Source organism: Megasphaera vaginalis (ex Bordigoni et al. 2020) (genome assembly GCF_900240295.1).
In the GTDB taxonomy this organism is placed as follows: Bacteria; Bacillota; Negativicutes; order Veillonellales; family Megasphaeraceae; genus Megasphaera; species Megasphaera vaginalis.
In genome coordinates, this window is record NZ_OEQB01000003.1 from 1 (window position 1) to 24,877 (window position 24,877).

Consider the following 24,877-nt stretch of genomic DNA (forward strand, 5'->3'; position numbering starts at 1 on the left):
TGACGTGAGTTCAGACTGGTGCGCTGCCGATCGGGTGATCCGCGCCGGGGCTGTCCGTGGCCATGGAGCAACGGTAAAAAAGCAGGAGGCCAATGGCCGGGTTCACCGAGGAGGGGTCCTTATGTCCTCAAGATTACTTCCGTACCGGCTGCCGCCTTCTTCCTGTCGCTTATACACAGCGAGAGGGGTATAAGAGACAGGAAGCGATCTCTGCCGAAAACGGCCCGGCTCTTTGCAAAAGAAAAGATCACGCACATTTTAAAACGTCTCGTCGTCTTATCCGTCCCCATTTCCCTGGCCAGCATCATGCTGCCCATCGTGTCCAATCTCGACCTGCTCATCGTGCCGCGCCGCCTTGAAGTCGCCGGCTACGCGACGGCGCAGGCGACTGAGCTCTTCGGCTACCTGACGGGCATGTCCGTGCCCCTCATCAACTTGGCGACGATCCTGACCGCCGCCATGGCCATGAGCCTCGTGCCGGCCATCAGCCACAGTTTCACCTTGGACGACAGCGCCGCCATTTACGACCGCACGGCAGGCGCCGTCCGCATCGCCCTCTTGGTGACGATTCCCTTCAGCGTCATGCTCTACGTCCTGGCCGAACCAGTCGTCACCTTCATCTACAACGCGCCGGCGGCGACGGACGCCACGCGCGCCATCGCCGTCGCCATCTGCTTTCTCGGCATGCACCAGATCACGACGGCCATTCTCCAGGGCCTGAAAAAGCCGAAGATTCCGGTCATCAACATGATCATCGCCTGCGTCGTCAAAGTACTCTGCAACTGGTTTCTCGTCGCCATTCCCGCCTTCGGCATCAGCGGCGCCTCATACGCGACGGTCGCCGACATCGGCGTTGCCGCAGGTCTCAATCTGATCTTCATCTACAAATACACGAACTATATTCCCGATCTGAAAAGCATCGTGCGCAACGTCGTCATCGCCGGCTTCATGGGCGCCGTCATGTACGGCCTCTACGCCCTGATCGCGCCGTATTTCGGCCTCTTCCTGCGCCTGACGGTCACGACGCTGACCGGCAGCGCCGTCTACATCGCCCTGATGGGTCTCAGCGGCGGCCTGACCAAAGAAGACGTCCGCAAGGTTCCCGGCGTCGGCCGATTCTTCTGACGCGAACGGCGCTCCCTTCCCTGCCGTACGGTTCCGCCGACGGCCCCTGCATAGCGAAAGATACGGCGTAAAAAACCGGCTTTACGAAGGTCGCGCCGAAACGGCGAAAAAAGCTCCGCTCTCTACAGAGAGACGGAGCTTTTTCTTACGGCTGGGGAATGCATTCTCCCAAGGGCCGTGTAAATTCCATATGCGAAAAGTAGGCGTGCGCTTTCCAGAGGATAGAACTGAAGGCGCTGAAAATCAGCCGAAAACGGAAGTGCTCGAAGCTGATCGGCCCTTCAAAGAAGGCGACGCGGTCGAGATCATACGGCGAATCCCAGGGGAAATCGCGGCCCGTATCGACAGTAAAGGCGTACCGGTAACCGGCGTCCTTCGTTTCCTCCAACGTCATATCATTGAACTTTCCCTCCGGAAAGGCGATAAAGCGGCAAGGCTTGCCGAGACGCCACTCGATGACCTTTTTCGAATCGACGAGCTCATGCCGCGCCCCGTCCCGGTCAAACCCGGTCAGCGGCCGGTGGCTGAGCGTATGGGAGCCGAATTCCATGTGATCGGCGCTCATTTCCCCGACTTGCTGCCACGTCAGGTACCCGGGCCTGCCGACGAAATCGGTGATCAGAAAAATCGTGCCGAACATGTCGTATTTGCGCAGAATCGGATAGGCGTATTCATAGTTGTCGGCATAGCCGTCGTCAAAAGTAATCAGCACCGGCTTGTCGGGCAAATCGCCGCCGTTCATGTAATCTTCGAACTGCTGCAGCGTAATGGCGTGGTAGCCGTTGTCGTGAAGGTACTTGATTTGCCGTTCAAAATTATCGGGACGCATCGTCAGCACCGTTTGAAATTTATAATTGACTTGGTGATAATTCAGTACGGGCACGCCGGTCAGCCGGTAATTCGCGGCGGCGAAGTACCAGTAAGCAAAGATGCTCACCGTCACGACCGTCAGCGTCAGCACGATCCCCAAGAACCAGGTACAGAGTTTTTTCATGCAGATCTCCTCAACATAGCAGAAACAGCCATGAATTAGGATACCACATTTGATAAGATGATGCAAGAAAGAACAGCTCTCGACAGCGCTTCCCCGTTGAAGACTTACCGCTTTTTTACAAAATGGCAACAAAAAAGCGGCCTGCCGGCCGCCTTTCGTCTTACGTCATCAGTTTTTTCAAGGTCTTCGGGAAACGGTTCTCCGTCAGCCACGCCGCGTCTTTCGCCGTCAGGGCCGCCTGCAGTTCCTTCAGACTGATGTTTTCCATGTCAATCGTCTCCGCCGCCGACGTGCAGTACATCGTATCTTCATAGATGTAGTCGTCCAGCTCCGCCGCATCGACGACGGGATGAATGGCAAAGCGGATATCTTCCGATTCCTGGAGTTTTGCCAGCCGCTTTTCCCAGACGGCAAACTCCGCCGCCGTCAAGGAAAATTCGCCGTACTCCGTCGTCGTCAGCCGCTCTTCCGCGCAGAGGACGTGGCGGGCGTAATCGACGTTGCCGGCGACGCGGTCATAGACGTGCAGCTCCCGCTCTTCTTCGTCAACATAAATCTTCATTACGGACCTCCTGAAAGATGATGCCTTATTATACCATATCCCTGCCGGCAGGACAAAAAAAGACCGCTCTTACGAGCGGTCTTTTATCCCTGCGAAAGAGATTAGAATACGAACATGAACTGAGCGCGTGTTTCTTCTTCCGGATCTGCATCGCCTTTCTTAGCGCTGGAAGCGAAGGACTGCATTACCTGGAACTGCGCGTTCTTGGCAAAGGTGTAGTCAACGCCTACGCCCCAAGATTTGACGTTGTTGAGGAGACTATCTCTTCTCCAGCTGTTCGTCGAACCATAGAAAGCGTTCGGGTCGGCATTGATATATTCAACCCATGCGTCCCACGTCTTCGGTGCTGCGAAGTTGGCGTTGCCATATTTGAGGACAGCAGCCCAGACGTCAGCATCATCGATAGCGCCGTTGTTCTGAATCTTCGTATAGTCGACGAGGAGATTCGTCTTCTGGCCCAGTTTCAAGCTGGCATAAGCACCCCAGAGGTTATCCGGTGCATATGCAGCAGCGGAATCAGCCAAATTGAAACTGTTATAGTAAACGCCGATGGCGCCTCTGTCAAAGAAGCCTTCCAATTCGCCGTAGCCCGTCTTTACGTCGTTCAAATTAGCTTCTTTAAATTTACCGTAACCGGCAGTGGCGGCAAACTTGCCGTTGTTGTATTTGAGCTGAGCGCCGTCGAAGGTATCGCCGTATTCATAGCCGTAGGCATTGCCTAATACATACTGATAACGGCCGACCATCAGATCCCAGTTGCTGCCGAAATTGTGGTCAACATAGGCTTTGTCGAAATAAAGCTTATTATCTTCAGAAGAAGCATTTTTGGTATCAGCAAAGCTGATATTGTTCGTGCTTACGCGCAAAACGGCTTTCGTGCTGTCGTTGATCATGGCATTGCCTTGGAGACGAACACGAGCGGACCATGATGCATCATTTTCAACACTATCTTTCTGATGAATGAAGCGGATACGAGCGTCACCGCTCAATTTTACGTTGCCGACGCGTTTTTCCAAGTTGGAAACGCGAACGCCGAGGCTGTTCAGTTCGTCAGAGAATTCGTCAGCCAATTTGTTGATGAGGGCGCGCTGTTCAACAGTGGCGCGGTCCTGGTGAGCCATTGCTTTGGCAACGATTTCAGCAGCTTCATAACGGGTGATGTTGCGGTCGCCTTCGAAATGCGTGCCGTCAACGCCCTGGATGATGCCGGATTCTGCCAACGTAACGACGGACTGGTAAGCCCAGCTGTCTGACGGTACGTCAACGAAGGGATTAGCTGCGAATGCGCAGGTAGCGCCGACAGCCATCGTTGCTACTAAGGATGCAATGATTTTCTTTTTCATGCAAAACAACTCCTTTTTGAGAAAAATATAATTATTCGGTACGAATAGACATACTGGAGCTGAACGTACCTCGGGAGTTGTCCACGTTTCCTCGCCGCTCCGCTCTTCTCGTTCTGCCTTTCACGTACCCTTGCAGCCCCATATGGATGCTGCATCACTGGAATGAGTATAGCAGATGTGTTTTGCCGATGTCAAGGCCCCTTCTGTATTTTAATTTTTCCAGTCTCCATACCTTCGTTTTGAAACCCTTCCGCCGCCATTTCGTAAACGGCGTCTGCAAAACGAAAAAAGCAGCTCTACAGAGCTGCTTTTCCCGTATTCTTATTTCTCGTTTTTATTTTTTGCTCCTCATTTCGCCTGTTCGATCAGAAGGAGAAGACGAATTGCGCCCGCGTCTGTTCATCGGGATCGGCGGCGCTGCCGTCCTTCGTCTTCGAAGCGAAGGACTGCATGACCTGGAGCTGCGCGTTCTTGGCGACGGTGTAATCGACGCCGGCTCCCCAGGACTGTACGTTTTCCAGCAGGTCCGCGCGTCTCCAACTGTTCGTCGAGCCGTAGTATGCGCCGTCTCCCGCATTGAGGTATTCAACCCACGCATCCCACGATTTCGGCGCCGCAAAGTCGGCTTTGCCGTAGGTCAGCTTGCCGAGCCAGACGTCGGCGTCTTTTGTGTTGACCGTGTTGGAATCCTGGTTGTTGACGCGCTGGTATTCACCGAAGAGGTTCCATTTCTGTCCGAGATTGACCGTGCCGTAAGCGCCCCAGATATCGTCCGGCGTATCCTTGCTGGCGACGGTGTCGCCAACGGTTTCGTCGTATACCGACGCGTTCGGCGTGCCGTTGAAGGTGTTGTAGTAGACGCCGACGGATCCCTTATCAAAGAAGCCTTCCAGTTCGCCGTAACCGGTCTTGACGTTGTTCAGCGCGCCTTCCTTGAATTTGCCGTACCCTGCCGTGGCGGCGAATTTACCGTTGTCATACTTGAGCTGCGCGCCGTCAAAGGTGTCGCCGTACTGGTAGCCGGAAGCGTTGCCCAAGATGTAGTTGTAGCGGCCGGCAGTCAGGTCCGTATTGCCGCCCAGGCGGTAGCGGACGTTGGCGCGGTCTACGTAGAGGGACGAGTCCGTATCGGCGGAAGCGGCCGTGTCGCTGCCGAAACTCTGGTTGTTCGTGCTGACGCCGAGTTCGACATTGGTCCGGTCGTTGACATTGGCATTCGCGCGGAGGCGGATGCGGTAGTCCCAGGAATTGTCATCATTCAATCCGGTGGAACGGGCGCTGTCCCCCTGGTACTGATAGCGGAGACGGGCGTCGCCTGTCAGCTTCACGTTGCCGACGCGGTTTTCCAGATTGGAAACACGAACGCCGAGGCTGTTCAGTTCGTCGGCGAATTCGTCGGCCAGTTTGTTGATCATGGCCCGTTGTTCGACAGTGGCCCGGTCCTGGTGCGCCATGGCTTTGGCCACGATTTCGGCGGCTTCATAACGGGTGATGTTGCGGTCGCCTTCAAAATGCGTGCCGTCAACGCCCTGGATGATGCCCGATTCCGCCAAGGTGACGACGGATTGGTAAGCCCAACTGTCTGCCGGCACGTCGCTAAAGGGATTGGCGGCGAAAGCGCACGTTGCGCCGACTGCCATCGTTGCTGCTAAAACTGCGAGTATTTTCTTTTTCATCATACTTCACTCCTTTTAGGATCTTCGCGTGTCCTGCGTATTTGCAGGCGAGGGCTTCACGAAGGATCTGCAAGGTTTCAGCGGCGAGTTGTCCTGGTTTCCTCTCGTTTACGCGCCTTGCGTTTCTTCCTGTCTGCTCCCGACAGCGGCAGTACGCTTTTTCCTGCTGCTGTGACGTCAGTATACTGCCGGAATTTCGCCTTGTCAAAAGCGGGATAATCCGCATAACCATGCGAATTATCCCGCTTTTTAACCAAACTGTAACCGAACTGTACCGGCCTTGTCAGCTAACTGTATCCGGCCTGTCAGTCCGCTGTATTCGTATTGCCGATTTAGAAGAAGAAATCGAGTTCCACGCTGGTATATTCTTTCGGATCGGTATCGCCTTTTTTCGTTTTGGAACCGAAAGTCTGCCCTGCGGCGAGCATGACGTTCTTCGCCAAGGTGTAGTCAAACCCTACGCCCCATGATCTGACGCCGCCGTCCCAGCCGAGGAAATCGTCGTCGCGCCAATTGCCCGTCGAGCCGCCGAAGCCGTTCTGATCGACATTCACATAGTCGACCCAGGCGTCCCACGTGCCTTTTTCCGCCGCATCGGCTTCCCCGTACTGGAGCTTGGCGCCCCAGAGGTTGGCGTCCGCCGTATCATCCTTAAAGGAAACGCGCTGGTAATCGCCGATGAGGTTCAGCTTTTGGCCGAGACGGAAGGAAAGATACCCGCCGTAGAGCTTGTCGGCATTGACCGCTTCATGGGTCCCGTCTTCATCGACGCTTTCGCCGTGGAACTGATTGTAATAGAGGCCAGCGCCGAATTTTTCAAAAGCGCCGTCAAGAGAAACATAGCCGGTTTTGACGTTATTGATGCCGCCTTCCTTGAACTTGCCGTAGCCGCCGGTCAAGGTGAAGCGATTGCCGACATACTGCGCTTGGGCGCCGTCAAAGGTGTCGCTGTACTGGAGCCCCAAGCCGTTGCCGATCTGATAATCATAGCGGCCGACGAGGAAGTTCATGTTGCCGGCGCGGTATTCGACATTGGCGTGGTCGGCGTACACATGGTGATCTTTGTTGCCCGAAGCGGAGCCTTCGTCGGCAAAGCTCATGTCATCTGTGCTCAGGCCGAAATTGACCGTCGTCTTGTCGTTGACATCGGCCGTCGCCAGGAGGTGCACGGCGTATTCCCAGGACGCGTCGTTTTTGAACGCCTTGTCCCAATGCTGATAATGCACGTTCGCGTCGCCTGTCAGCCGGACGTTACCGACCTTTTTTTCCAAGTCGGAAACGCGAACGCCGAGACTGTTCAACTCAGCGGAAAATTCATCGGCCAACTTGTTGATCATGGCCCGCTGTTCGACGGTGGCCCGGTCCTGGTGCGCCATGGCTTTGGCGACGATTTCAGCCGCTTCATAGCGGGTAATGTTGCGGCCCCCTTCAAAGTGCGTGCCGTCAACGCCCTGGATGATGCCCGCTTCGGCCAAGGTAACGACGGAATGATAAGCCCAGCTGTCTGCCGGCACATCGACGAAGGGATTGGCCGCAAAGGCGCAGGCCGCTCCTGTTACCATCGTCATGACCAATGATGTAACGATTTTCTTTTTCATTTGATCCTCTCCTTTTCTGTCCTTTGCCATGGAGCAACGGTAAAAAAGCAGGATGCCAATGTCCGGTTTCACCGATGAGTTGTCCTTATTTCCTCAAGATTACTTCCGTACCGGCTGCCGCCTTCTTCTCCACTGTCCCCGGCTTGTACCGTTAAGGTACATATATACTATACTAAATACGATAATGCATGTCAATTGCATAATGATATTTGCCGCTGTTTCCGTGGAAAAAGTCTTGTCATGGTCCTTGTCCACGCAAAAAACGCTGCCCATTATCTGAATTTTTTCAGATAATGGGCAGCGTTATCCTATATGCTTATATGTTCACTTTTTATACTAAGTTGTTCGTATGGGCCTTAAAGCGATTGGACATGGGATTCGTCTCCGGTTCGACGTTCTTCATTCTGCCCAAGAGATCCGATTTGTCGTCGAAATAGGTATGCAAATAGGTTTCCGCCATTTCCGACAGCGGTTCTTCGAGAAAGGCTTCGTAAAGGGCTTTGATTTCCGGATTTTCCCAGCTCGATTTGATCTGCGCTTCGGCGTCGTATTGATAGAGCCGGTCCATGCGGGCCTGGTTCACTTTCTTGACCTGCGGTGCCTTGACTTTGGGCTGGCCGCCGCCGCCGATACAGCCGCCGGGACAGGCCATGATTTCGATAAAGGAATAGTTTTCGAAGAGGTCGTTTTTGATCAGATCGTCGATGAAGACGCGGGCGTTGCCGAGACCGCTGATGGCGGCAACGTGCAGGACGAAATGGCCGAAGGCGACGCTGGCCTTCTTCACGCCTTCAAGGCCGCGTACGTCTTCAAAGGGGATGAAATCTTTCGGCGCCGTACGGCCGGTAAAGAAGTAATACGCCGTACGAATGGCCGCTTCCATGACGCCGCCGGTGTTGCCGAAAATGATGCCGCCGCCGGAAGCCTGGCCGAAGACGCGGTCAAAAGCGCCTTCCTGCAACTGTTCGAAATCCAGTCCCGCTTCCTTGATCCAGCCTGCCAATTCGCGCGTCGTAATGCAGATGTCCGTATCGCGCAGTTCGGGAATGTCCCAGAAATTGGCCGACACGTTGAATTCGGGACGGCGAATCTCCGCTTTTTTAGCCGTACACGGCGTCACGCAGACGTTGACGATCTTTTTCGGATCAATATTCTTCGTTTCGGCGAACCACGTCTTTTCGACGGCGCTCAAGATGCTGATCGGGCTCTTCGTCGAAGAAAGATGGGGAATCAGGTCGGGATAGAAGATTTCGGCAAACTCGACCCACGCCGGGCAGCAGCTCGTAAACTGCGGGATAGGAATTTCTTCGGCTTGCAGTCGGTGGAGCAGTTCCATCGCTTCTTCCATGATCGTCAGATCGGCGCCGAAATTCGTATCGAATACGTAGTCGGCGCCGAGGGCGCGGAGCGCGCCGACCATTTTCCCTTCGACGAAGCTTCCCGGCTCCAGGCCGAAGGCTTCGCCGAGACCGACGCGCACGGCCGGCGCCGTCTGGAACATGACGATCTTATCGGGGTCGGCAATGGCCGCCTTGACCCGTTCGACGTCGTTCACTTCCGTGATCGCATCGAAGGGGCAAGCCGAAGCGCATTGGCCGCAATGGACGCAAATGGGCATATCGCCTGTACTGGGTAAATAATAGTAATCCATCACGGTCTGCGTATTGGCGCAGACGCGACGGCACAACGTACAATTTTTGCACTTACTTTCTTCAAATTGGACGGAGCAGTTGTGCTCATCGATAGGTACGCGACGCGCAAGTTCTTTAAAACGTGACTGGAAATTAAGCATTAGACGGCTCCTTCTATATGAACGTAAGACAGGAAAAGATAAATTATTTTTTTCACATAGTACAACTTCTTTTTATAGAGTAATACAAACAGCCATTTTTTTCCATAGTTTCCGAATGAAATTACTTAATCATTTTTACATCAATCATATTCCGATTCGGCATACGCTGTTATTACGAAATAAGAACCGTCAGGCCTTTTTATCGTTTTCTGTATCCAGGCGACCTATTCCGTACCGTTATCACCTTATTTTCATCGCCTGTTCAGAAAAACGGCGTCTCTCTCCTAAACGGCGACGCCGCCGCTTGCCGCCTGCGCCGTGCGGAACTATGGACGCGTTTTCCTTCGCCGCCCTTGACGGAAAGCCGCCTTATTCCGGCTGACGCGCTTTGTCCGCCAGTTCCAGCCAGCGCTCCGTCATGGCGTCGATTTTCGCCGCCGTCTCTTCCTGCTCCGCCAAATAGGGCGCTACGGCGGCGTAATCGCTGCCGGCGGCGGCGATGGCGGCGGCGAGGCCTTTGGCCAGGGCTTCGTAGCGTTCCAGTTCGGCAGACAGCGTCGCCATTTCCTTTTCTTCCCGCGTCGTCAGGCCCCGTTCTTTTTTGTCGGCTTTTTCTTTTTGCGGCGCCGTCTTTTCTTTTTTTACCGCTCCTTCCGGCGGCGGCAGCGCCGCTTTTTCCAGATAATCGCTGTAATCGCCGTCGTAGCGGCGCCATTCCCGTCCTTCGAGCACGAAGAGCTTATCGACGACGCGGTCGAGAAAATACCGGTCGTGAGAAACGACGATGACGACGCCCTGGAAAGTGTCGAGGTATCGTTCCAGAACGGTGAGCGTCGGAATGTCGAGATCGTTCGTCGGTTCATCGAGGAGCAGCACGTTAGGCTGATCCATGAGCAGCCGCAGCAGATAAAGGCGGCGCCGTTCCCCGCCGGAAAGTTTGCGGATCGGCGTGTATTGCATTTCGTCGGTAAAGAGAAATTGTTCCAGCAATCGACCGGCCGAAATCGTCTGACCGAATTGATTGGTAAGAAAGCGGCGCGTTTCTCTGACGTAGTCGATGACGCGCAGTTCCTCGTCCAACGGCGGCACATGCTGTCGGAAAAAGCCGCAGGAAACGGTGCTGCCCGTACGCAGCGTTCCCCGCGTCGGCTGCAGTTCTCCTGCCAAGACCTTCAGCAGCGTCGATTTACCGACGCTGTTCGGCCCGACAATCCCCAGGCGGTCATGTTTGACGACGCGATAGGTCAGATTGCGAAAGAGCTCTTCCTGTCCCGTATAGGCGAAAGCGACGCCGTCCATGTCGATAATCGTCTTGCCGAGCCGACGAGACGTATCAAAAAATCCCACCGTTTCGTCGGCTTTGGCCGTTTCGCCGGCGCAAAGGGCTTCATAGCGGTCGCGCCGCGCTTTCTGCTTCGTCGATCGCGCCTGCGCGCCGCGCCGGATCCAGGCCGTCTCACGGCGAATGACGTTGCGCAGCTTTGCCGCCGACGCCGCCGCTTCTTCCAGCCGTTGCTGCCGCAGCAGCAGGTAGTCGCCGTAATTGCCTTCGTAGCTGTACAGCCTGCGGTCGTCGAGTTCGACGATGGAGGTGACGATGTGGTCGAGAAAATACCGGTCGTGCGTACTGACAAGGATGGCGCTCTTGCTGTTGCGCAGGTATTCTTCCAGCCAGATGATCGTCAGTTCATCGAGGTGGTTCGTCGGTTCGTCGAGAATCAGCAGATCACAAGACATGATCAGCGCCCGGGCCAGACCGAGCCGCTTTCGCTGGCCCCCCGAAAGGGCGCCGACAGGAGCCGTCAGTTCCGTTACGGACAATTTTTGCAAAATAATCGCCGCTTCGTGCTCCAGATCCCAGGCCGCAGCGGCATCCATCGCCGCCGTCAGTCCGGCTACGGCCGCGTCGTCGCCGGCGGCAAGGGCTCCTTCATAGCGGCGCAGGAGTCTCATGACCGGCAGGTCGCCGTCAAGAACGCTTTCCAGTACCGTCTTCTCCGGATCGAACTGCGGTTCTTGCGGCAAAAAATGTATTCGTCCTTTCGGATTTCGCCAGACCGTACCGCCGTCGCAGTCTTCCTGTCCGGCGGCAAGGCGGAGCAAGGTCGTTTTGCCGGCGCCGTTCAGTCCGATGAGTCCCGTCTTTTGGCCGCTGTCGACGGCAAGGGAAAGATCCTCGAAAAGGACGCGCGTGCCGTATGCTTTTTTAACTTCTTCCAGGCGTATGATATGCATCGTTTTCATCTCCATATGATGATAAATTTCAATTTACTCCTGTTATACAATAGCGGCGCGGCACACGTCAAATCCCCTGTCGGTTCCGCCTGCGGCAAAAGCGCTTTTTTCTTACTTTTTCTTGCTCCTGTGCTGAAATTACAGTACAATGAAAAGTAATCATCGAATAAAGGAGTTTTTTTATGTTCCAGACAAATATTCTTGTTTTATCGGCCTTTGCCATCTATTTGCTCGCCATGCTCAGCATCGGCATCTACTATTCCCGCTCGCAGCAGCGCCTCAGCGACTATATTCTGGGCGGCCGCAGCCTCGGCCCCTGGATCACGTCCATGAGCGCCGAAGCTTCCGATATGAGCGGCTGGATGCTCATGGGGCTGCCGGGTTTCGCCTACGCCATCGGCATTTCCGCATTCTGGACGGCTCTCGGGCTGTGTCTGGGCACCTTTTTGAACTGGCATTTCGTTTCCGAGCGCCTGCGCAACTACACGGAAGTCGCCAACAACAGCTTGACGATCCCCGATTACCTGAAAAACCGGTTTCACGATGATTCCAACATCATCCGCTTGATTTCCGCCGTCTTCATCCTGATCTTTTTCCTCATCTATACATCTTCCGGCTTCGTCGCAGGCGGAAAACTGTTTCAAACCGTCTTTGGACTGGACTATACGACATCCCTTCTCTGCGGCGCCTGTGTCGTCGTCTTCTACACTTTCCTCGGCGGGTTCATGGCCGTCTCGTGGACCGATTTTATCCAGGGCTGCATGATGTTCTTCGCCATCGTTCTCGTCCCCGTCACCGGCGCGCTTGCCGTCGGCGGCGGCAGCGTCATCGCCGAGCGTCTCGTCACGGAGTCGCCGCAGCTGCTCCAGCTCGTCCCCGACAGTACCATGACCGGGATCATCGCCATCATTTCCGCCATCGGCTGGGGCCTCGGCTACTTCGGCCAGCCTCACATCCTCGTCCGCTTCATGGCCATCGGCAATCCCGGCGAACTGCGCAAGGCCAAGCATATCGCCATGACCTGGGTCATCATCTCCCTGACGGCGGCCGTCCTCGTCGGCCTTGTCGGCAAAGTGGCGCTGACGGAAACGCTGGTCGGCGCCGATGCGGAAAAAGTATTCCTCATCATGAGTCAGGATCTTTTCCCGCCTTTCATGTCCGGTCTCATCTGGTCCGCCGTGCTGGCCGCCATCATGAGCACGGCCTCTTCCCAGCTTCTGGTCACGTCTTCGGCTATTTCCAAGGATTTTTACAATGCTTTTATCCGCAAAGACGCGAGCGAACGGGAACTGATCTATGTCAGCCGTTTCACGGTTCTCCTCGTCTCCGCTCTGGCCTTGGTACTGGCCGCCAATCCGGATAATTACATTCTGACCATGGTGGCATACGCCTGGGCCGGCTTCGGCGCCGCCTTCGGCCCGACGATCTTACTGTCCCTGTTCTGGCGGGAAATGACCCGCAACGGCGCTTTCGCCGGCATCCTCGTCGGCGGCCTGACCGTACTGATTTGGAAACAATTCGCCTGGTTCGGCCTGTATGAAATCGTTCCCGGCTTCCTCTTCTCCTGCCTGGCCATCTATCTCGTCAGCAAGCGGGAAGGCGGACCGGGCCGTGAAATCGAAGAAGAATTCGATACGGCCATCCACTTCAAACAGAAAATATCCGTTCTGCACAATGAAGACTAACAACAAGGAGCCCCTTCTTGACGAAGGGGCTCCTTGTTTTCATCGGCTGCGTTCAGATAGCTATTTTTATTTTTATGGCATCAGACGACTTGAAAAAGATAGAATTTCAGATAATTCGTTTCCGGCACGTTCCAGAGAATCGGGTGGTCCGGCGACTGCTGACGGCCTTCGATCTGGCGCAGGCAAACGCCGGCATCGGCCGCCGCGTCACGCAGCATGGCGCGGAAAAGCTCGTCCGTCATGAAATGGGAACAGGAACAGGTCGCCAGATAGCCGCCGCGCGGCAGGAGCTTCATCGCCTTCCGATTGATCTCCTTGTAGCCGCGCACAGCATTGCGAAGCGTATGGCCGGATTTGGTGAAAGCCGGCGGATCGAGGATGATAAAATCGAAATCATGCCGCTTTTCTTCGGACAGCTGCGTCAGCAGATCGAAAACATTGTCCTGAACGGCAAACACGCGATCTTCCCGGTGATTGCGGCGAATATTCGCATTCGTCTGCGCTACGGCCTCGGCGGATATATCGACAGCCGTTACGGACAGCGCGCCGCCTGAAGCGGCGTTCAGCGCAAAGGCGCCCGTATGGGTGAAACAGTCCAGGACGCGGCGTCCCGCAGCCAGTTTGGCGACAGCCAGGCGATTATATTTCTGGTCCAGAAAGAAACCCGTCTTCTGTCCGTTTTCCACATCGACTGCATAAGTGATGCCGTTTTCTTCAATTTCCGTAATAACGGAGCCCGGCGAAGGCAAAAAGTCCGCTTCGTACCAACCCTTGTTCATCGTCAGGCCGTCGAGTTCCCGGACGCTCACGTCGTTCCGTTCATAAATGCCGCGGACGGCGACACCGTATTGCTTCAACTCTTCAACCAGGGCGCGAAAGATGACGTCCTTGACCGTATCCATGCCGTAACACAGCGTTTGCGCAACGAGAACGTCGCGATAAAGATCGACCGTCAGGCCCGGCAGTTGGTCGGCATCGCCAAAGATCAGGCGGCAGCAGGAAAAATCGGTTTCGCCCATTACGGTACGGCGATAGGCGACAGCATATCGGACACGGCGCCGCCAGAAATCTTCCGTAAAGGTATCGTTGGCATTGTTCGAAAGAAGGCGCACGCGGATCTTGGAAATGTCGTTGGCGAAACCCGTACCGAGATAGCGTCCCTTATCGGAACAGACGTCGACGAGATCACCGGTCTCGTAAGCGCCGTCAACGGCGGTCACTTCTTCTCCGAAAACCCAGGGATGCCCGCTCCGCGCGGCCCTTTCCCCTTTGCGTGTCAAGTATAATTTGGCGTAAGGTCTCATAGCGTTTCCTTTACAGAATATAATGGCTCAAATCGACGTTTTGGACGACGTCGTTCAGTTTACCGGCGACGAAGGCCTCATTGACGACTACTTCTTTTTCCTCCCTGTCCGGCGCTTCGTAGGCCACTTCTTCCAGAATTTTTTCCAAGATCGTATGGAGACGGCGGGCGCCGATGTTTTCCGTTTCCAAATTGACGCGATAAGCGTACTCGGCAATGGCGCCGATCCCGTCAGGCGTAAATTCCAGCGTAATGCCGTCGGCTTCGAGAAGGGCCCGGTATTGCTTTACCAGCGATTGATTCGGTTCGGTCAGAATGCTGCGGAAATCGTCGACAGTCAGCGACTGGAGTTCGACGCGGATCGGAAAACGGCCCTGCAGTTCGGGAATCAGGTCGGACGGCTTCGATACATGGAAGGCGCCGGCAGCGATAAAGAGAATGTGATCCGTCTTGACGGGGCCGTATTTGGTGTTGACCGTCGCGCCTTCGACGATGGGCAGGATATCGCGCTGCACGCCTTCACGGGAAACGTCGGGACCGCCGGCATGTCCTTTTTCGGCGATCTTGTCAAATTCGTCGATAAAGACGATACCGGCTTCTTCCGTCGCCGCGACGGCTTTTTCTATGATGACGTCCATATCGAGACACTTGCCCAGTTCTTCTTCCTTAAATACTTCACGGGCTTTGGCAATGGACATTTTTTTCTTCTTTTTCTTCTTCGGCATAATGCTGCCGAGCATTTCCTGGAAGTTATTCGTCAACTCTTCCGTCGAATTGCCCGTCAGAATCCCCTGAATCGCCTTATCCTGCTCCGTCACTTCAATTTCGATTTCCCTGTCATCCATACGGTGAGCGGCAATATCTTCCAGCAACTGCTGCCGTTTTCCCGACGGCGCGTCCTGCGGCTGCGGCGCCGGTTGTGCCGGACTTTCTTCGGGCGCGCCGAAAAGAAGTCCCAACGGATTGTTCGGCTGCGCGGACGTCGCCTCTTTTTTCGGCCAGAGTACCTGCAGAATCCGCTTGTTGGCTTCCCCTTCGGCCTTGGCTTCATACCGCTGTCCTTCTTCTTCCTGTACCATGCGGATCGCATTGGCGACAAGATCGCGTATCATCTGTTCCACGTCACGGCCGACGTAGCCGACTTCCGTATATTTCGTCGCTTCGACCTTGATAAAAGGCGCGCCGACGAGACGGGCCAGCCGCCTGGCAATTTCCGTTTTGCCGACGCCCGTCGGGCCGATAAGCAAAATATTCTTGGGAATAATTTCGCTTTGCATCTCTTCGCTCAGCCGTTTGCGGCGCCAGCGATTGCGCAAGGCGACGGCGACCGATTTTTTCGCCGCTGCCTGACCGACAATATATTTATTCAGTTCCGCCACGATCTGTTTCGGCGTCAATTCACTTTCGTTCATCATCAGACCTCGTTTCTTACAATTCTTCGACAATAATATGGTGATTCGTAAAGACACAGATGTCGGCAGCAATGTGCAGCGATTTTTCGGCAATTTCAGCGGCCGACAGCGTCGTGTTCTGCTGCAGCGCCCGCGCCGCCGCCAAGGCGTACATGCCGCCGGAGCCGATGGCGGAAATTCCGTCGTCCGGCTCAATAACTTCGCCGTTGCCGGACAAGAGGAGGATTTTGTCCTTGTCCGCTACCAGAAGCAGCGCTTCCAGCTTGTGCAGGATCTTATCGCTGCGCCAATCTTTCGCCAGCTCTACGGCGCTGCGAACGAGATTGCCGTTATGCTCGTTCAGCTTGTCTTCAAATTTATCAAAAAGGGAAAAGGCGTCGGCTACGGAGCCGGCAAAACCGCTGATGATCTTGCCGTGATAGAGACGCCGCACTTTTTTCGCCGTTCCCTTCATGATTACCGAATTCCCCATCGTCACCTGGCCGTCGCCGGCAATGGCGACTTTCCCGTCTTTTTGTACGGCTACGATCGTCGTAGCATGAAATGTTGCCTCAGCCATTTATATCCACTCCTTAACCTGGTCGATCTCCGCTAACGCCCGCTGTGCCAGAAGGGCATTTTTTTCCCGCTTTTTCATTTTCTTTTTGAGCCCGAGGGGGTCCATAATGCCGAAGTTGATATTCATCGGCTGGAAGTTTTCGTTCGGACCGGCGGCAATATACCGGCTTAGGGCGCCGATGGCCGTTTGCCCGGAAAGGGTCAGGCACGCTTTGCCCTGTAAGAGCCTGGCGCCGTTGACGCCTGCCAGCAGCCCCATCGCCGCCGATTCCAGGTAGCCTTCCACGCCCGTAAGCTGACCGGCGAAAAAGAGCCGCGGCTCCTTGCGGTATTGCAGCGTCGGCAGCAGGAGCTCCGGCGAATTGATGTACGAATTGCGATGCATGACGCCGTAACGGACAAATTCGGCGTGTTCCAGCCCCGGAATAAGGGAAAAGACCCGTTTCTGTTCGGGAAATTTCAGGTGGGTCTGAAAACCGACGATATTGTATAGCGTCGCGCCGCCGTTGTCCTGACGAAGCTGCACGACGGCGTAAGGCAAGGCGCCGCTTCCCGGCAATTCGAGCCCTACCGGCTTCATCGGTCCGTACCGCAGCGTGTCGATACCGCGGCCGGCCATAACTTCGACGGGCATACAGCCTTCAAAGACGCTGTCATCTTTTTCAAAGTCATGGAGTTCGGCGCATTCAGCCGTCGTCAATTCCTGCCAGAATCGCTTATATTCTTCTTCCGTAAAGGGGCAGTTCAAATAATCGGCGCCGCCTTTGCCGTAACGGGCGGCACGGTAGACCTTCGTCATATCGAGGGACTCGACAGTGACGATCGGCGCCGCCGCGTCGTGAAAGTGGAAGTACGCCTCCCCTGTCAGCCGCTGTATCGCCGCCGTCATGGCCGGACTGGTCAACGGCCCTGTAGCGACGATGACGATCTGATCGTCCGGCAGGGACTGTATTTCTTCTTGGCGAACCGTAACCAACGGATGGTGCCGCAGCGCCTCGGTCACCGTTTGACTGAAGGGAAAGCGATCGACGGCCAGCGCGCCTCCTGCCGGCACGCGGTGCCTGTCGGCGGCAGTCATGATCAGCGAGCCGAGACGCCGCATTTCTTCTTTCAACAGACCTACGGCATTTTCAATATTGGCGGCGCGAAACGAGTTGCTGCAAACCAATTCTGCAAAAAGTTCCGTATGATGGGCCGGCGACGGCACGGCGGGCCGCATTTCTGCCAATTCGACGGGAATGCCGCGCCGCGCAAGCTGCCAGGCCGCTTCGGACCCCGCCAGACCGGCGCCGATAACAAGTACGCTATTCTTCATTTACGATCTCACCTTTTTTATGATTTTCACATTCGCTATTGCTGCAAAACAGTTTGTCCGGTCCTTTTTTATAATGCTTGACCGTCATGATGCTGCCGCACTTGGCGCATTTTTTATCGACAGGCTCGTTCCAAAGGACAAAGTCGCATTCCGGATAGGTGCTGCAGCCGTAAAAGATACGGCCCCGCTTTGATTTGCGCTTGATCAGCGTCCCCTTGCCGCACTGGGGGCAAGTAATGCCGAGGTCTTCGACGATGGCTTTCGTATTGCGGCAGTCGGGAAAATTCGAACAGGCGAGAAATTTGCCGAAACGGCCGAATTTATAGACCATAGGCGCGCCGCAGCGTTCGCAAACCTGCCCGGAATCCTGGCCGGCTACGGTGACTTTTTCCATATGTCCTTCGGCTTCTTCGATCTCCGGTCGGAAGACGTCGTAAAATTCGCCGAGAACGTGGGCATATGTATCGCTGCCCTGTTCGATAGCGTCAAGCTCTTCTTCCATATGGGCCGTAAAGCTGACGTTGATAATCCCTTCAAAATATTCTTTCAATAAGTTGACGATGACGACGCCCAACTCTGTCGGAACAAATTGTTTGTCTTTCTTTTCAACGTAATTCCGATTCTGAATCGTATCCATAATCGGCGCATACGTACTGGGGCGGCCAATCCCCTTTTCTTCCAGCGTCTTGATCAGGCTGGCTTCCGTGTATCGCGGCGGCGGCTGCGTAAAATGCTGTTGTCTGTCGATTTTCCGATTATGAACGACCGTACCGGTCTTAAGCTGCGGCAAAACGGCAGCGGTCTTGTCGTTTTTGGCATCTTCATACAATTCCGTAAATCCTTTGAAAAGGACGGTATAACCGGCGGCGCGCATTTCGTAATCGCCGCTCATAATGGTGATCGTCATATGTTCCGTTTCGACTTGCGCCATCTGGCTCGCCAAAAACCGGTTCCAAATCAGCGTATACAGACGCAGCTGATCACGCGAGAGGTAGGCCGCCACCGCTGCCGGCGTCAATTCGAGCGATGTCGGGCGGATGGCCTCGTGCGCGTCCTGACTCGACTGCTTGGTCTTATACGTATGCGCCTTGGCAGGAACATATTCGGAACCGTAACGGGCGGAAATAAATTCCCGCGCCGCCTGCACCATATCATCGTTGATACGCGTCGAATCGGTACGCATATACGTGATCAGGCCGACGTGGCCTTTGTCGCCGATATCAAGCCCTTCATAGAGCTGTTGGGCCAACATCATCGTCTTTTTCGCGCCGAAATTAAGTTTACCGACACATTCCTGCTGCATTGTCGACGTCGTAAAAGGGGGCTGCGGCATCCGTTTGCGGCGCCGTTTTTCGACTTTCGTAATCAGATCGGGATCCTGACTGCGTTTATTTTTTTCCCATTGCAGGGCGGCGGCTATCTCTTCCGCTTCTTCCGCCGTATTGATTCTGATTTTTTTGCCGTTAATTCTCGCCAGTTCCGCCGGCAGCTCCAACCCGTCGTCCGTCGCATAAACGCCGCTGACGGTCCAGTATTCTTCCGGCACGAAGGCGGCGATTTCTTCTTCCCGTTCACAGATCAGGCGCACGGCGACGGACTGCACGCGACCGGCACTCAAGCCCTTGCAGACTTTTTTCCACAAAAGGGGACTGAGCTTGTAACCGACGATGCGGTCGAGAACGCGCCGTGCCTGCTGCGCGTCGACGCGGGGCAAATCAATGGGCTGCGGCTCATCTATTCCGCTGAGGACGGCTTTTTTCGTAATCTCATGAAACATGACGCGGCACGGCTCGTGCAGATCCATATCGAGAATATGGGCCAAATGCCAGGAAATTGCCTCGCCTTCACGGTCCGGGTCAGTCGCCAGATATACTTTTTTCGAGCGGACGTATTCATGCCGCAGCTCGTCAATCAATTTTTTCTTGTCATACATATTGGTATAACTCGGCTTAAATTCGTTTTCAATGTCGACGCCGAACTGGTTGCGCGGCAGATCCCGGAGATGGCCGCGGCTGGCAAGCACCTTGTAGGACGGACCCAGGAAGCGTTCAATCGTCTTCGCCTTGGCCGGCGATTCGACAATGACCAGATTTTTGGCGTTTTTCGGCAGCGGATCCATCTTTTTCAGCGGTTCTCGCTTCGGCAGATTGACAGTGCCGCTGATGACGGTCTTTTCCGCATCGTCACCTTTTTTTTTGCGACTTCTGCTCTTTTTTTTCGTATCGTCAATGACGATCGTTCTCTTAATCGGAAATTCCAGCATCTATATCATCCTTATTTTATCAATGACAGAAACAGGCGCGGTAAAGCCTGTGTATATCAACCTAGTTTTACATAATACACTATAACGCTTTCTCGTTCAACTGCAAGACGCCGGAATCATAAAAAAAGAAGGATTGCCTGCAACCTGTCGCATCGGCAATCCTTCTTCGTTATATATCTTTCGGCCCGTTACAGGCTTTAATTCGGCTCAGCGCCCGTTTTAAGGCTAATTGAGCCCGTTCGGCATCAAGATTTTCCGCCCGTTCGCTAAGGCGCTTTTCAGCCCGTTCCTTCGCTTTTTCCGCACGTCGTCTGTCAATCTGTTTTGACAATTCCGATGACGGCGTAATGACGGTAATCTTATTTTCATTGACTTCCAAAAATCCGCCTGCAATGGTCATGCAGTCACGCGTGCCTTCTTTGTCGTAGACTAGCGGCCAAATACGCAAAGAGGCGATAAGCGGCGCATGATTCGGCATGATGCCCAAATCCCCGTCCAACGCGCGAACGCGAACGAAATTCACGTCATCGTTAAAGACGGTAACATCAGGCGTAATGACTTCCAAGCGGATGGTTCTGCCGGTTTCTGCCATCGCCTATTCTCCTTTCAGAGTCTTGGCCTTTTCATATGCTTCCTGAATATTGCCGACCATGTAGAACGCTTGTTCCGGCATATCGTCGCACTTGCCGGAAAGAATTTCTTTGAAGCCTGCAATCGTTTCCTTCAAGGGAACGTAGCGGCCTTCCTGACCGGTAAACTGTTCGGCAACGGCAAAGGGTTGACTCAGGAAACGCTGAATCTTACGGGCACGGGCAACTGTCAGCTTATCTTCTTCCGACAATTCGTCGATACCGAGAATGGCAATGATATCCTGCAAGTCGTTATACTTCTGCAAGATTGATTGTACGGCGCGGGCCGTTTCATAATGATCTTCGCCGATAATGTGGGGATCGAGGATACGAGACGTCGAATCGAGAGGATCGACGGCCGGGTAAATACCGAGTTCGGCGATCTGACGCGACAGAACCGTCGTCGCATCCAAATGCGCGAAGGTGGCTGCCGGCGCGGGGTCCGTCAAGTCGTCGGCAGGCACGTAAACGGCCTGTACCGACGTGATGGAACCGTTCTTCGTCGACGTAATGCGTTCCTGCAGGGCGCCGACGTCGGTTCCCAGCGTCGGCTGATAGCCTACGGCCGACGGTATACGGCCGAGCAGAGCCGATACTTCCGAACCGGCCTGAATGAAACGGAAAATATTATCGATAAAGAGCAAAACGTCCTGATGTTCTTTGTCGCGGAAATATTCCGCCATCGTAAGACCGGTCAGGCCGACGCGCATACGGGCTCCGGGCGGTTCGTTCATCTGTCCGTAAACCAATGCCGTCTTATTAATAACGCCTGATTCCTTCATTTCGTTCCACAAGTCGTTGCCTTCACGCGTCCGTTCGCCTACGCCGGTAAATACGGAGTAGCCGCCGTGTTCCGTCGCGACATTGTGGATCAGTTCCATGATCAAAACCGTCTTGCCGACGCCGGCGCCGCCGAAGAGACCGATCTTGCCGCCTTTTACGTACGGCGCGATCAGATCGACGACTTTGATCCCCGTTTCAAGGATCTCCGTTTCCGGCGACTGGTCTTCATATTTCGGAACGGGACGATGGATCGGCCAATATTCATCGGCTTCCACTTTATCGTCTACCTTATCTACCGTTTCACCGAGGACGTTGAAAATACGTCCCAATACGCCTTTCCCTACGGGAATCTTGATGGGGTTTCCCGTATTTTCGGCGCTCATGCCGCGTACCAGCCCGTCGGTAGAGCTCATGGCAACACAACGGACGACGTCATCGCCCAGGTGCTGCATGACTTCAGCTACGAGGTCAACGGACTGAGCGCCTTCACCGCCGGTAACATGAATGGCGGTATAAATTGCCGGCAAGTCTTCTTCTGCAGAAAACCGCACGTCAATTACAGGTCCGATAACCTGAATTACTTTCCCAATATTATTACTCATGAAGAGGTTCTCCTCTCTAATACATGTATATACGCGCTGCTTACAGGGCATTCGCTCCGCTGACGATTTCCGTCAATTCATTCGTAATGCCTGCCTGACGTACTTTATTATAGTTAACTGTCAGCCGTTCGATCAATTCGCCGGCATTATCCGTCGCCGACGTCATGGCCGTCATCCGCGCGCCCAACTCGCTGGCCGCCGATTGGAGAAGGCCGTTGTACAAAAACATCTGCACATAATGGGGCAACAGCGTTTCCAACACCTGCTGCGCATCGGGAACGAAGAAATATTCTTCCGACGGCCCTTCTTTCTTTACCGTCGCCGGCATGATCGGCAGCAGCCGTTCCGTAATGACTTCCTGCGACAACGCCGAGCGGAATTTCGTATAGATGACATACACTTCATCAACGGTACCGTCAAGGAAGGCGGCGACAGCTTTATCAGCCAGCTGCTGCGCATGCGTGAACTGCGGCTTATCGGAAAAACCGCTCCACCGTTCTGCCGGCGTCACCCGCAGATGCCTTAAGTATTCGTTCGGTTTCCTGCCGCTGGCGTAGATGGTGAGCGCATCTTTATCCCGGCTTTGCAGGACGGCGGTCATGGTCTTGTTGATGTTGGCGTTAAAGGCGCCAGCCAGACCTTTGTCGGAGCCGATGATGATATAGCAGGTGCGTTTGACGTCACGCTGTTCGAAAAGAGGGCTGTCACTGCTGCCGGCCGCCGCCGACAGGCGCTGCAACATGCCTTCTATCTTTTCTGTATAAGAAGCCGTTGCCAAAGCCCGTTCCTGTGCACGGCGCAAACGCACGGAAGATACCATCTTCATGGCCTTCGTGATTTGCTGCGTATTGGTAACGGACTTAATCCGCCTGTTTATTTCGCGTGCACTCGGCATAGACTATTCCTCCTCTTTGACTAATTCGTGGGATGCGCCGTAATCCTTCGTGAATTCGGCGATCGCCTTTTTGAGGATTTCTTCGTCCGCTGGTGCAAGTTCCTTCGTTTCTTTAATGTGCTGGCCCACTTCGGGATGGTTTGCATGCATGTAGGCGATGAATTTTTCTTCAAATTCCGTAATTTCATCGACCTGAACAGGCATCAGGTACCCTTTGACAGCCAGATAAATTTCCATTACCTGATCTTCGACCGCCATCGGCTGATACTGCGGCTGAATCAGCATTTGCATCGTCCGTTCGCCGCGATCGATTTGCGCTTTCGTATTTTTATCGAGGTCGGATCCGAACTGCGCAAAAGCGGCCAATTCGCGATATTGCGCCAGATCCAGACGAAGTGTGCCGGCGATCTTCTTCATGGCCTTAATCTGCGCCGAACCGCCTACGCGGGATACGGAAAGGCCGACGTTAATAGCCGGACGGACGCCGGAGTTGAAAAGTTCCGTTTCCAGGAATATCTGTCCGTCCGTAATGGAAATAACATTTGTCGGAATATATGCGGACAAATCGCCTGCCAGCGTTTCGATGATCGGCAGGGCCGTAATCGAACCGCCGCCCAATTCATCGGACAGCTTGGCAGCGCGTTCGAGCAGGCGGGAATGTAAGTAGAATACGTCACCGGGATAGGCTTCACGTCCCGGCGGACGACGGAGAAGCAAACTCATGGCACGATAAGCCTGGGCATGTTTCGACAAATCATCATAAACGCAAAGAACATCTTTTCCCTGATACATGAAGTATTCGCCCATGGAAACGCCGGAATACGGAGCCAGGTACTGGAGCGGCGCGCCGTCAGATGCACCGGCAGCGACAACGATGGTATAGTCCATCGCGCCGTGTTCTTCCAGCGTCCGCACAACGCGCGCTACCGTCGAAGCTTTCTGCCCGATAGCGACATAGACGCAGATGACATCGCTGTCTTTCTGGTTGATAATCGTATCAATGGCGATAGCGGTCTTACCGGTACCGCGGTCACCGATGATCAGTTCACGTTGTCCGCGGCCGATGGGAACCATGGAGTCAATAGCCTTCAACCCAGTTTGTAACGGCTTTTTGACAGGTTGCCGGTCGGCAATGCCGGAGGCACGCAATTCTACGAGACGGGATTCGGTCGTATTGATTGCGCCTTTGCCGTCAATGGGCACGCCCAACGGATTCACGACACGGCCGATCAGGGCATCTCCGACGGGAACCTGCATAACGCGGCCCGTACGGCGAACGGTGTCGCCTTCTTTAATCAATTCATCATTTCCCAATAAAACGGCGCCTACATTATCTTCTTCCAGATTCAGGACGAGGCCGTACACGTCGTGAGGAAGTTCCAGCAATTCGCCGGACATGGCCTTATCCAGGCCGTAGATGTGCGCAATGCCGTCGCCGACTTCCAGGACGGTGCCGACGTCGTCGACATTGGTTTCGACGTTATAGTCTTCGATCTGTTTTTTGATTATCGCCGTAATTTCTTCTGGCTTCATATTCATTTTTCGTCCGTCACCTCATTCGTTACATTCACATTCAGCAGTGAATGTTTCATATTACGGAGCTGCCGCAGCAAGCTGCCGTCGATTACTTGATCACCAATCTGGATGACGACGCCGCCGATAATAGACGGATCGGTGTAGTATAACGGTTCGATCTTCTTGCCTGTCATACTTTCAAGGCTGGCTACAAGTTTAGCTTCTTCTTCGGCCGACAACGGTTTGACGACACGGATCTTGGCAATATCGATATTCTGCGCAGCACGTGACAAATCGATGAACCCTTCGATCGCTTCGGCAATCGCGGCTTCTCTGCGCCGATCTACCATGACATAAAGAAATTGACAGACAATGGGCGACAGAACATCGGCAAAAACCTGCCTGATCGTATCCTTTTTCGCGGCCTGCGGCACCAGGGGATGAGCCAGAAATTTACGCAACTCGGGATTTTCCCGAAGCGTATCCCGCACACTTTTCAATTCCCTGCCATATTCGTCAAGTTTCTGCTGTTCCGTGGCAATATCGAACATTGCCTGGCTGTACTTACTGTAAACGACTTCCGGTATCATGA

Annotated in this window: 20 protein-coding genes; 3 read left to right on the forward strand and 17 right to left on the reverse strand. The window is 54.4% G+C overall.

Features of this window, described 5'->3' with window-relative positions; all coding sequences use genetic code 11:
* Positions 1-18 precede the first annotated feature (18 nt).
* Positions 19-1,125 carry a polysaccharide biosynthesis C-terminal domain-containing protein gene (locus tag C0977_RS04200; protein WP_234987568.1) on the forward strand — a complete coding sequence of 369 codons (1,107 nt, stop codon included), beginning with the start codon at positions 19-21 and terminating at the stop codon, positions 1,123-1,125.
* Between the two features lie 145 nt (positions 1,126-1,270).
* On the opposite strand, the gene C0977_RS04205 is transcribed toward C0977_RS04200, so the two are convergent.
* From C0977_RS04205 to C0977_RS04220, 4 genes are all read right to left on the reverse strand, one after another.
* Positions 1,271-2,119, reverse strand: a complete 849-nt coding sequence (locus C0977_RS04205; protein ID WP_023052804.1) for a polysaccharide deacetylase family protein — start codon at positions 2,117-2,119, stop codon at positions 1,271-1,273.
* Between the two features lie 160 nt (positions 2,120-2,279).
* Positions 2,280-2,681 (reverse strand): hypothetical protein, encoded by a 402-nt coding sequence (locus C0977_RS04210; protein WP_023052920.1) that lies wholly within the window; start codon positions 2,679-2,681, stop codon positions 2,280-2,282.
* A gap of 101 nt (positions 2,682-2,782) precedes the next feature.
* A complete protein-coding gene (locus tag C0977_RS04215; protein ID WP_101912561.1) occupies positions 2,783-4,024 on the reverse strand; it encodes an S-layer homology domain-containing protein in 1,242 nt (413 codons plus the stop codon).
* A 365-nt stretch (positions 4,025-4,389) separates the two neighbouring features.
* A complete protein-coding gene (locus C0977_RS04220) occupies positions 4,390-5,700 on the reverse strand; it encodes an S-layer homology domain-containing protein (protein WP_101912562.1) in 1,311 nt (436 codons plus the stop codon).
* 28 nt (positions 5,701-5,728) lie between these two features.
* On the opposite strand from C0977_RS04220, the gene C0977_RS10835 reads away from it, so the two are divergent.
* On the forward strand, positions 5,729-5,875 hold the full coding sequence (locus tag C0977_RS10835) for a hypothetical protein (protein WP_159459032.1): 147 nt from the start codon (positions 5,729-5,731) through the stop codon (positions 5,873-5,875).
* 157 nt (positions 5,876-6,032) lie between these two features.
* On the opposite strand, the gene C0977_RS04225 is transcribed toward C0977_RS10835, so the two are convergent.
* The 3 genes from C0977_RS04225 to C0977_RS04240 all read right to left on the reverse strand — a co-directional run bounded on the left by C0977_RS04225 (position 6,033) and on the right by C0977_RS04240 (position 11,325).
* The gene (locus tag C0977_RS04225) at positions 6,033-7,298 is read right to left on the reverse strand and encodes an S-layer homology domain-containing protein (RefSeq protein ID WP_036242305.1); all 1,266 of its coding nucleotides are present in this window, start codon (positions 7,296-7,298) and stop codon (positions 6,033-6,035) included.
* 331 nt (positions 7,299-7,629) lie between these two features.
* Positions 7,630-9,090: a [FeFe] hydrogenase, group A gene (locus C0977_RS04230; RefSeq protein WP_023052822.1), complete on the reverse strand. Its 1,461-nt coding sequence runs from the start codon at positions 9,088-9,090 to the stop codon at positions 7,630-7,632.
* A gap of 369 nt (positions 9,091-9,459) precedes the next feature.
* Positions 9,460-11,325, reverse strand: a complete 1,866-nt coding sequence (locus C0977_RS04240) for an ABC-F family ATP-binding cassette domain-containing protein (protein WP_101912564.1) — start codon at positions 11,323-11,325, stop codon at positions 9,460-9,462.
* Positions 11,326-11,507: 182 nt separating this feature from the next.
* On the opposite strand from C0977_RS04240, the gene putP reads away from it, so the two are divergent.
* A complete protein-coding gene (putP, locus tag C0977_RS04245; protein WP_101912565.1) occupies positions 11,508-13,010 on the forward strand; it encodes a sodium/proline symporter PutP in 1,503 nt (500 codons plus the stop codon).
* An 80-nt stretch (positions 13,011-13,090) separates the two neighbouring features.
* Here putP and C0977_RS04250 read toward each other — a convergent pair whose 3' ends face one another.
* From C0977_RS04250 to atpH, 10 genes are all read right to left on the reverse strand, one after another.
* Complete coding sequence (locus C0977_RS04250) at positions 13,091-14,314, reverse strand: class I SAM-dependent rRNA methyltransferase (RefSeq protein WP_101912566.1); 1,224 nt, start codon at positions 14,312-14,314, stop codon at positions 13,091-13,093.
* Between the two features lie 10 nt (positions 14,315-14,324).
* Entirely contained in the window at positions 14,325-15,725 is a 1,401-nt protein-coding gene (hslU, locus tag C0977_RS04255; protein ID WP_036242302.1) for an ATP-dependent protease ATPase subunit HslU, read from the reverse strand.
* A 16-nt stretch (positions 15,726-15,741) separates the two neighbouring features.
* A complete protein-coding gene (hslV, locus tag C0977_RS04260) occupies positions 15,742-16,284 on the reverse strand; it encodes an ATP-dependent protease subunit HslV (RefSeq protein ID WP_101912567.1) in 543 nt (180 codons plus the stop codon).
* Complete coding sequence (gene trmFO / locus C0977_RS04265; protein ID WP_101912568.1) at positions 16,285-17,598, reverse strand: methylenetetrahydrofolate--tRNA-(uracil(54)-C(5))-methyltransferase (FADH(2)-oxidizing) TrmFO; 1,314 nt, start codon at positions 17,596-17,598, stop codon at positions 16,285-16,287. It lies immediately after the preceding gene.
* Positions 17,588-19,861, reverse strand: a complete 2,274-nt coding sequence (gene topA, locus C0977_RS04270; protein WP_101912569.1) for a type I DNA topoisomerase — start codon at positions 19,859-19,861, stop codon at positions 17,588-17,590. Before topA ends, trmFO begins: the two co-directional genes overlap by 11 nt.
* 169 nt (positions 19,862-20,030) lie before the next feature.
* Entirely contained in the window at positions 20,031-20,453 is a 423-nt protein-coding gene (locus tag C0977_RS04275; protein ID WP_101912570.1) for a F0F1 ATP synthase subunit epsilon, read from the reverse strand.
* A gap of 3 nt (positions 20,454-20,456) precedes the next feature.
* Positions 20,457-21,875: a F0F1 ATP synthase subunit beta gene (gene atpD, locus C0977_RS04280; RefSeq protein WP_023052869.1), complete on the reverse strand. Its 1,419-nt coding sequence runs from the start codon at positions 21,873-21,875 to the stop codon at positions 20,457-20,459.
* Between the two features lie 40 nt (positions 21,876-21,915).
* Positions 21,916-22,770 (reverse strand): ATP synthase F1 subunit gamma, encoded by an 855-nt coding sequence (gene atpG, locus C0977_RS04285; RefSeq protein WP_101912571.1) that lies wholly within the window; start codon positions 22,768-22,770, stop codon positions 21,916-21,918.
* A gap of 3 nt (positions 22,771-22,773) precedes the next feature.
* Positions 22,774-24,309, reverse strand: a complete 1,536-nt coding sequence (atpA, locus tag C0977_RS04290) for a F0F1 ATP synthase subunit alpha (RefSeq protein WP_023052810.1) — start codon at positions 24,307-24,309, stop codon at positions 22,774-22,776.
* Entirely contained in the window at positions 24,306-24,875 is a 570-nt protein-coding gene (gene atpH, locus C0977_RS04295; protein WP_023052905.1) for an ATP synthase F1 subunit delta, read from the reverse strand. Before atpH ends, atpA begins: the two co-directional genes overlap by 4 nt.
* Positions 24,876-24,877 lie beyond the last annotated feature (2 nt).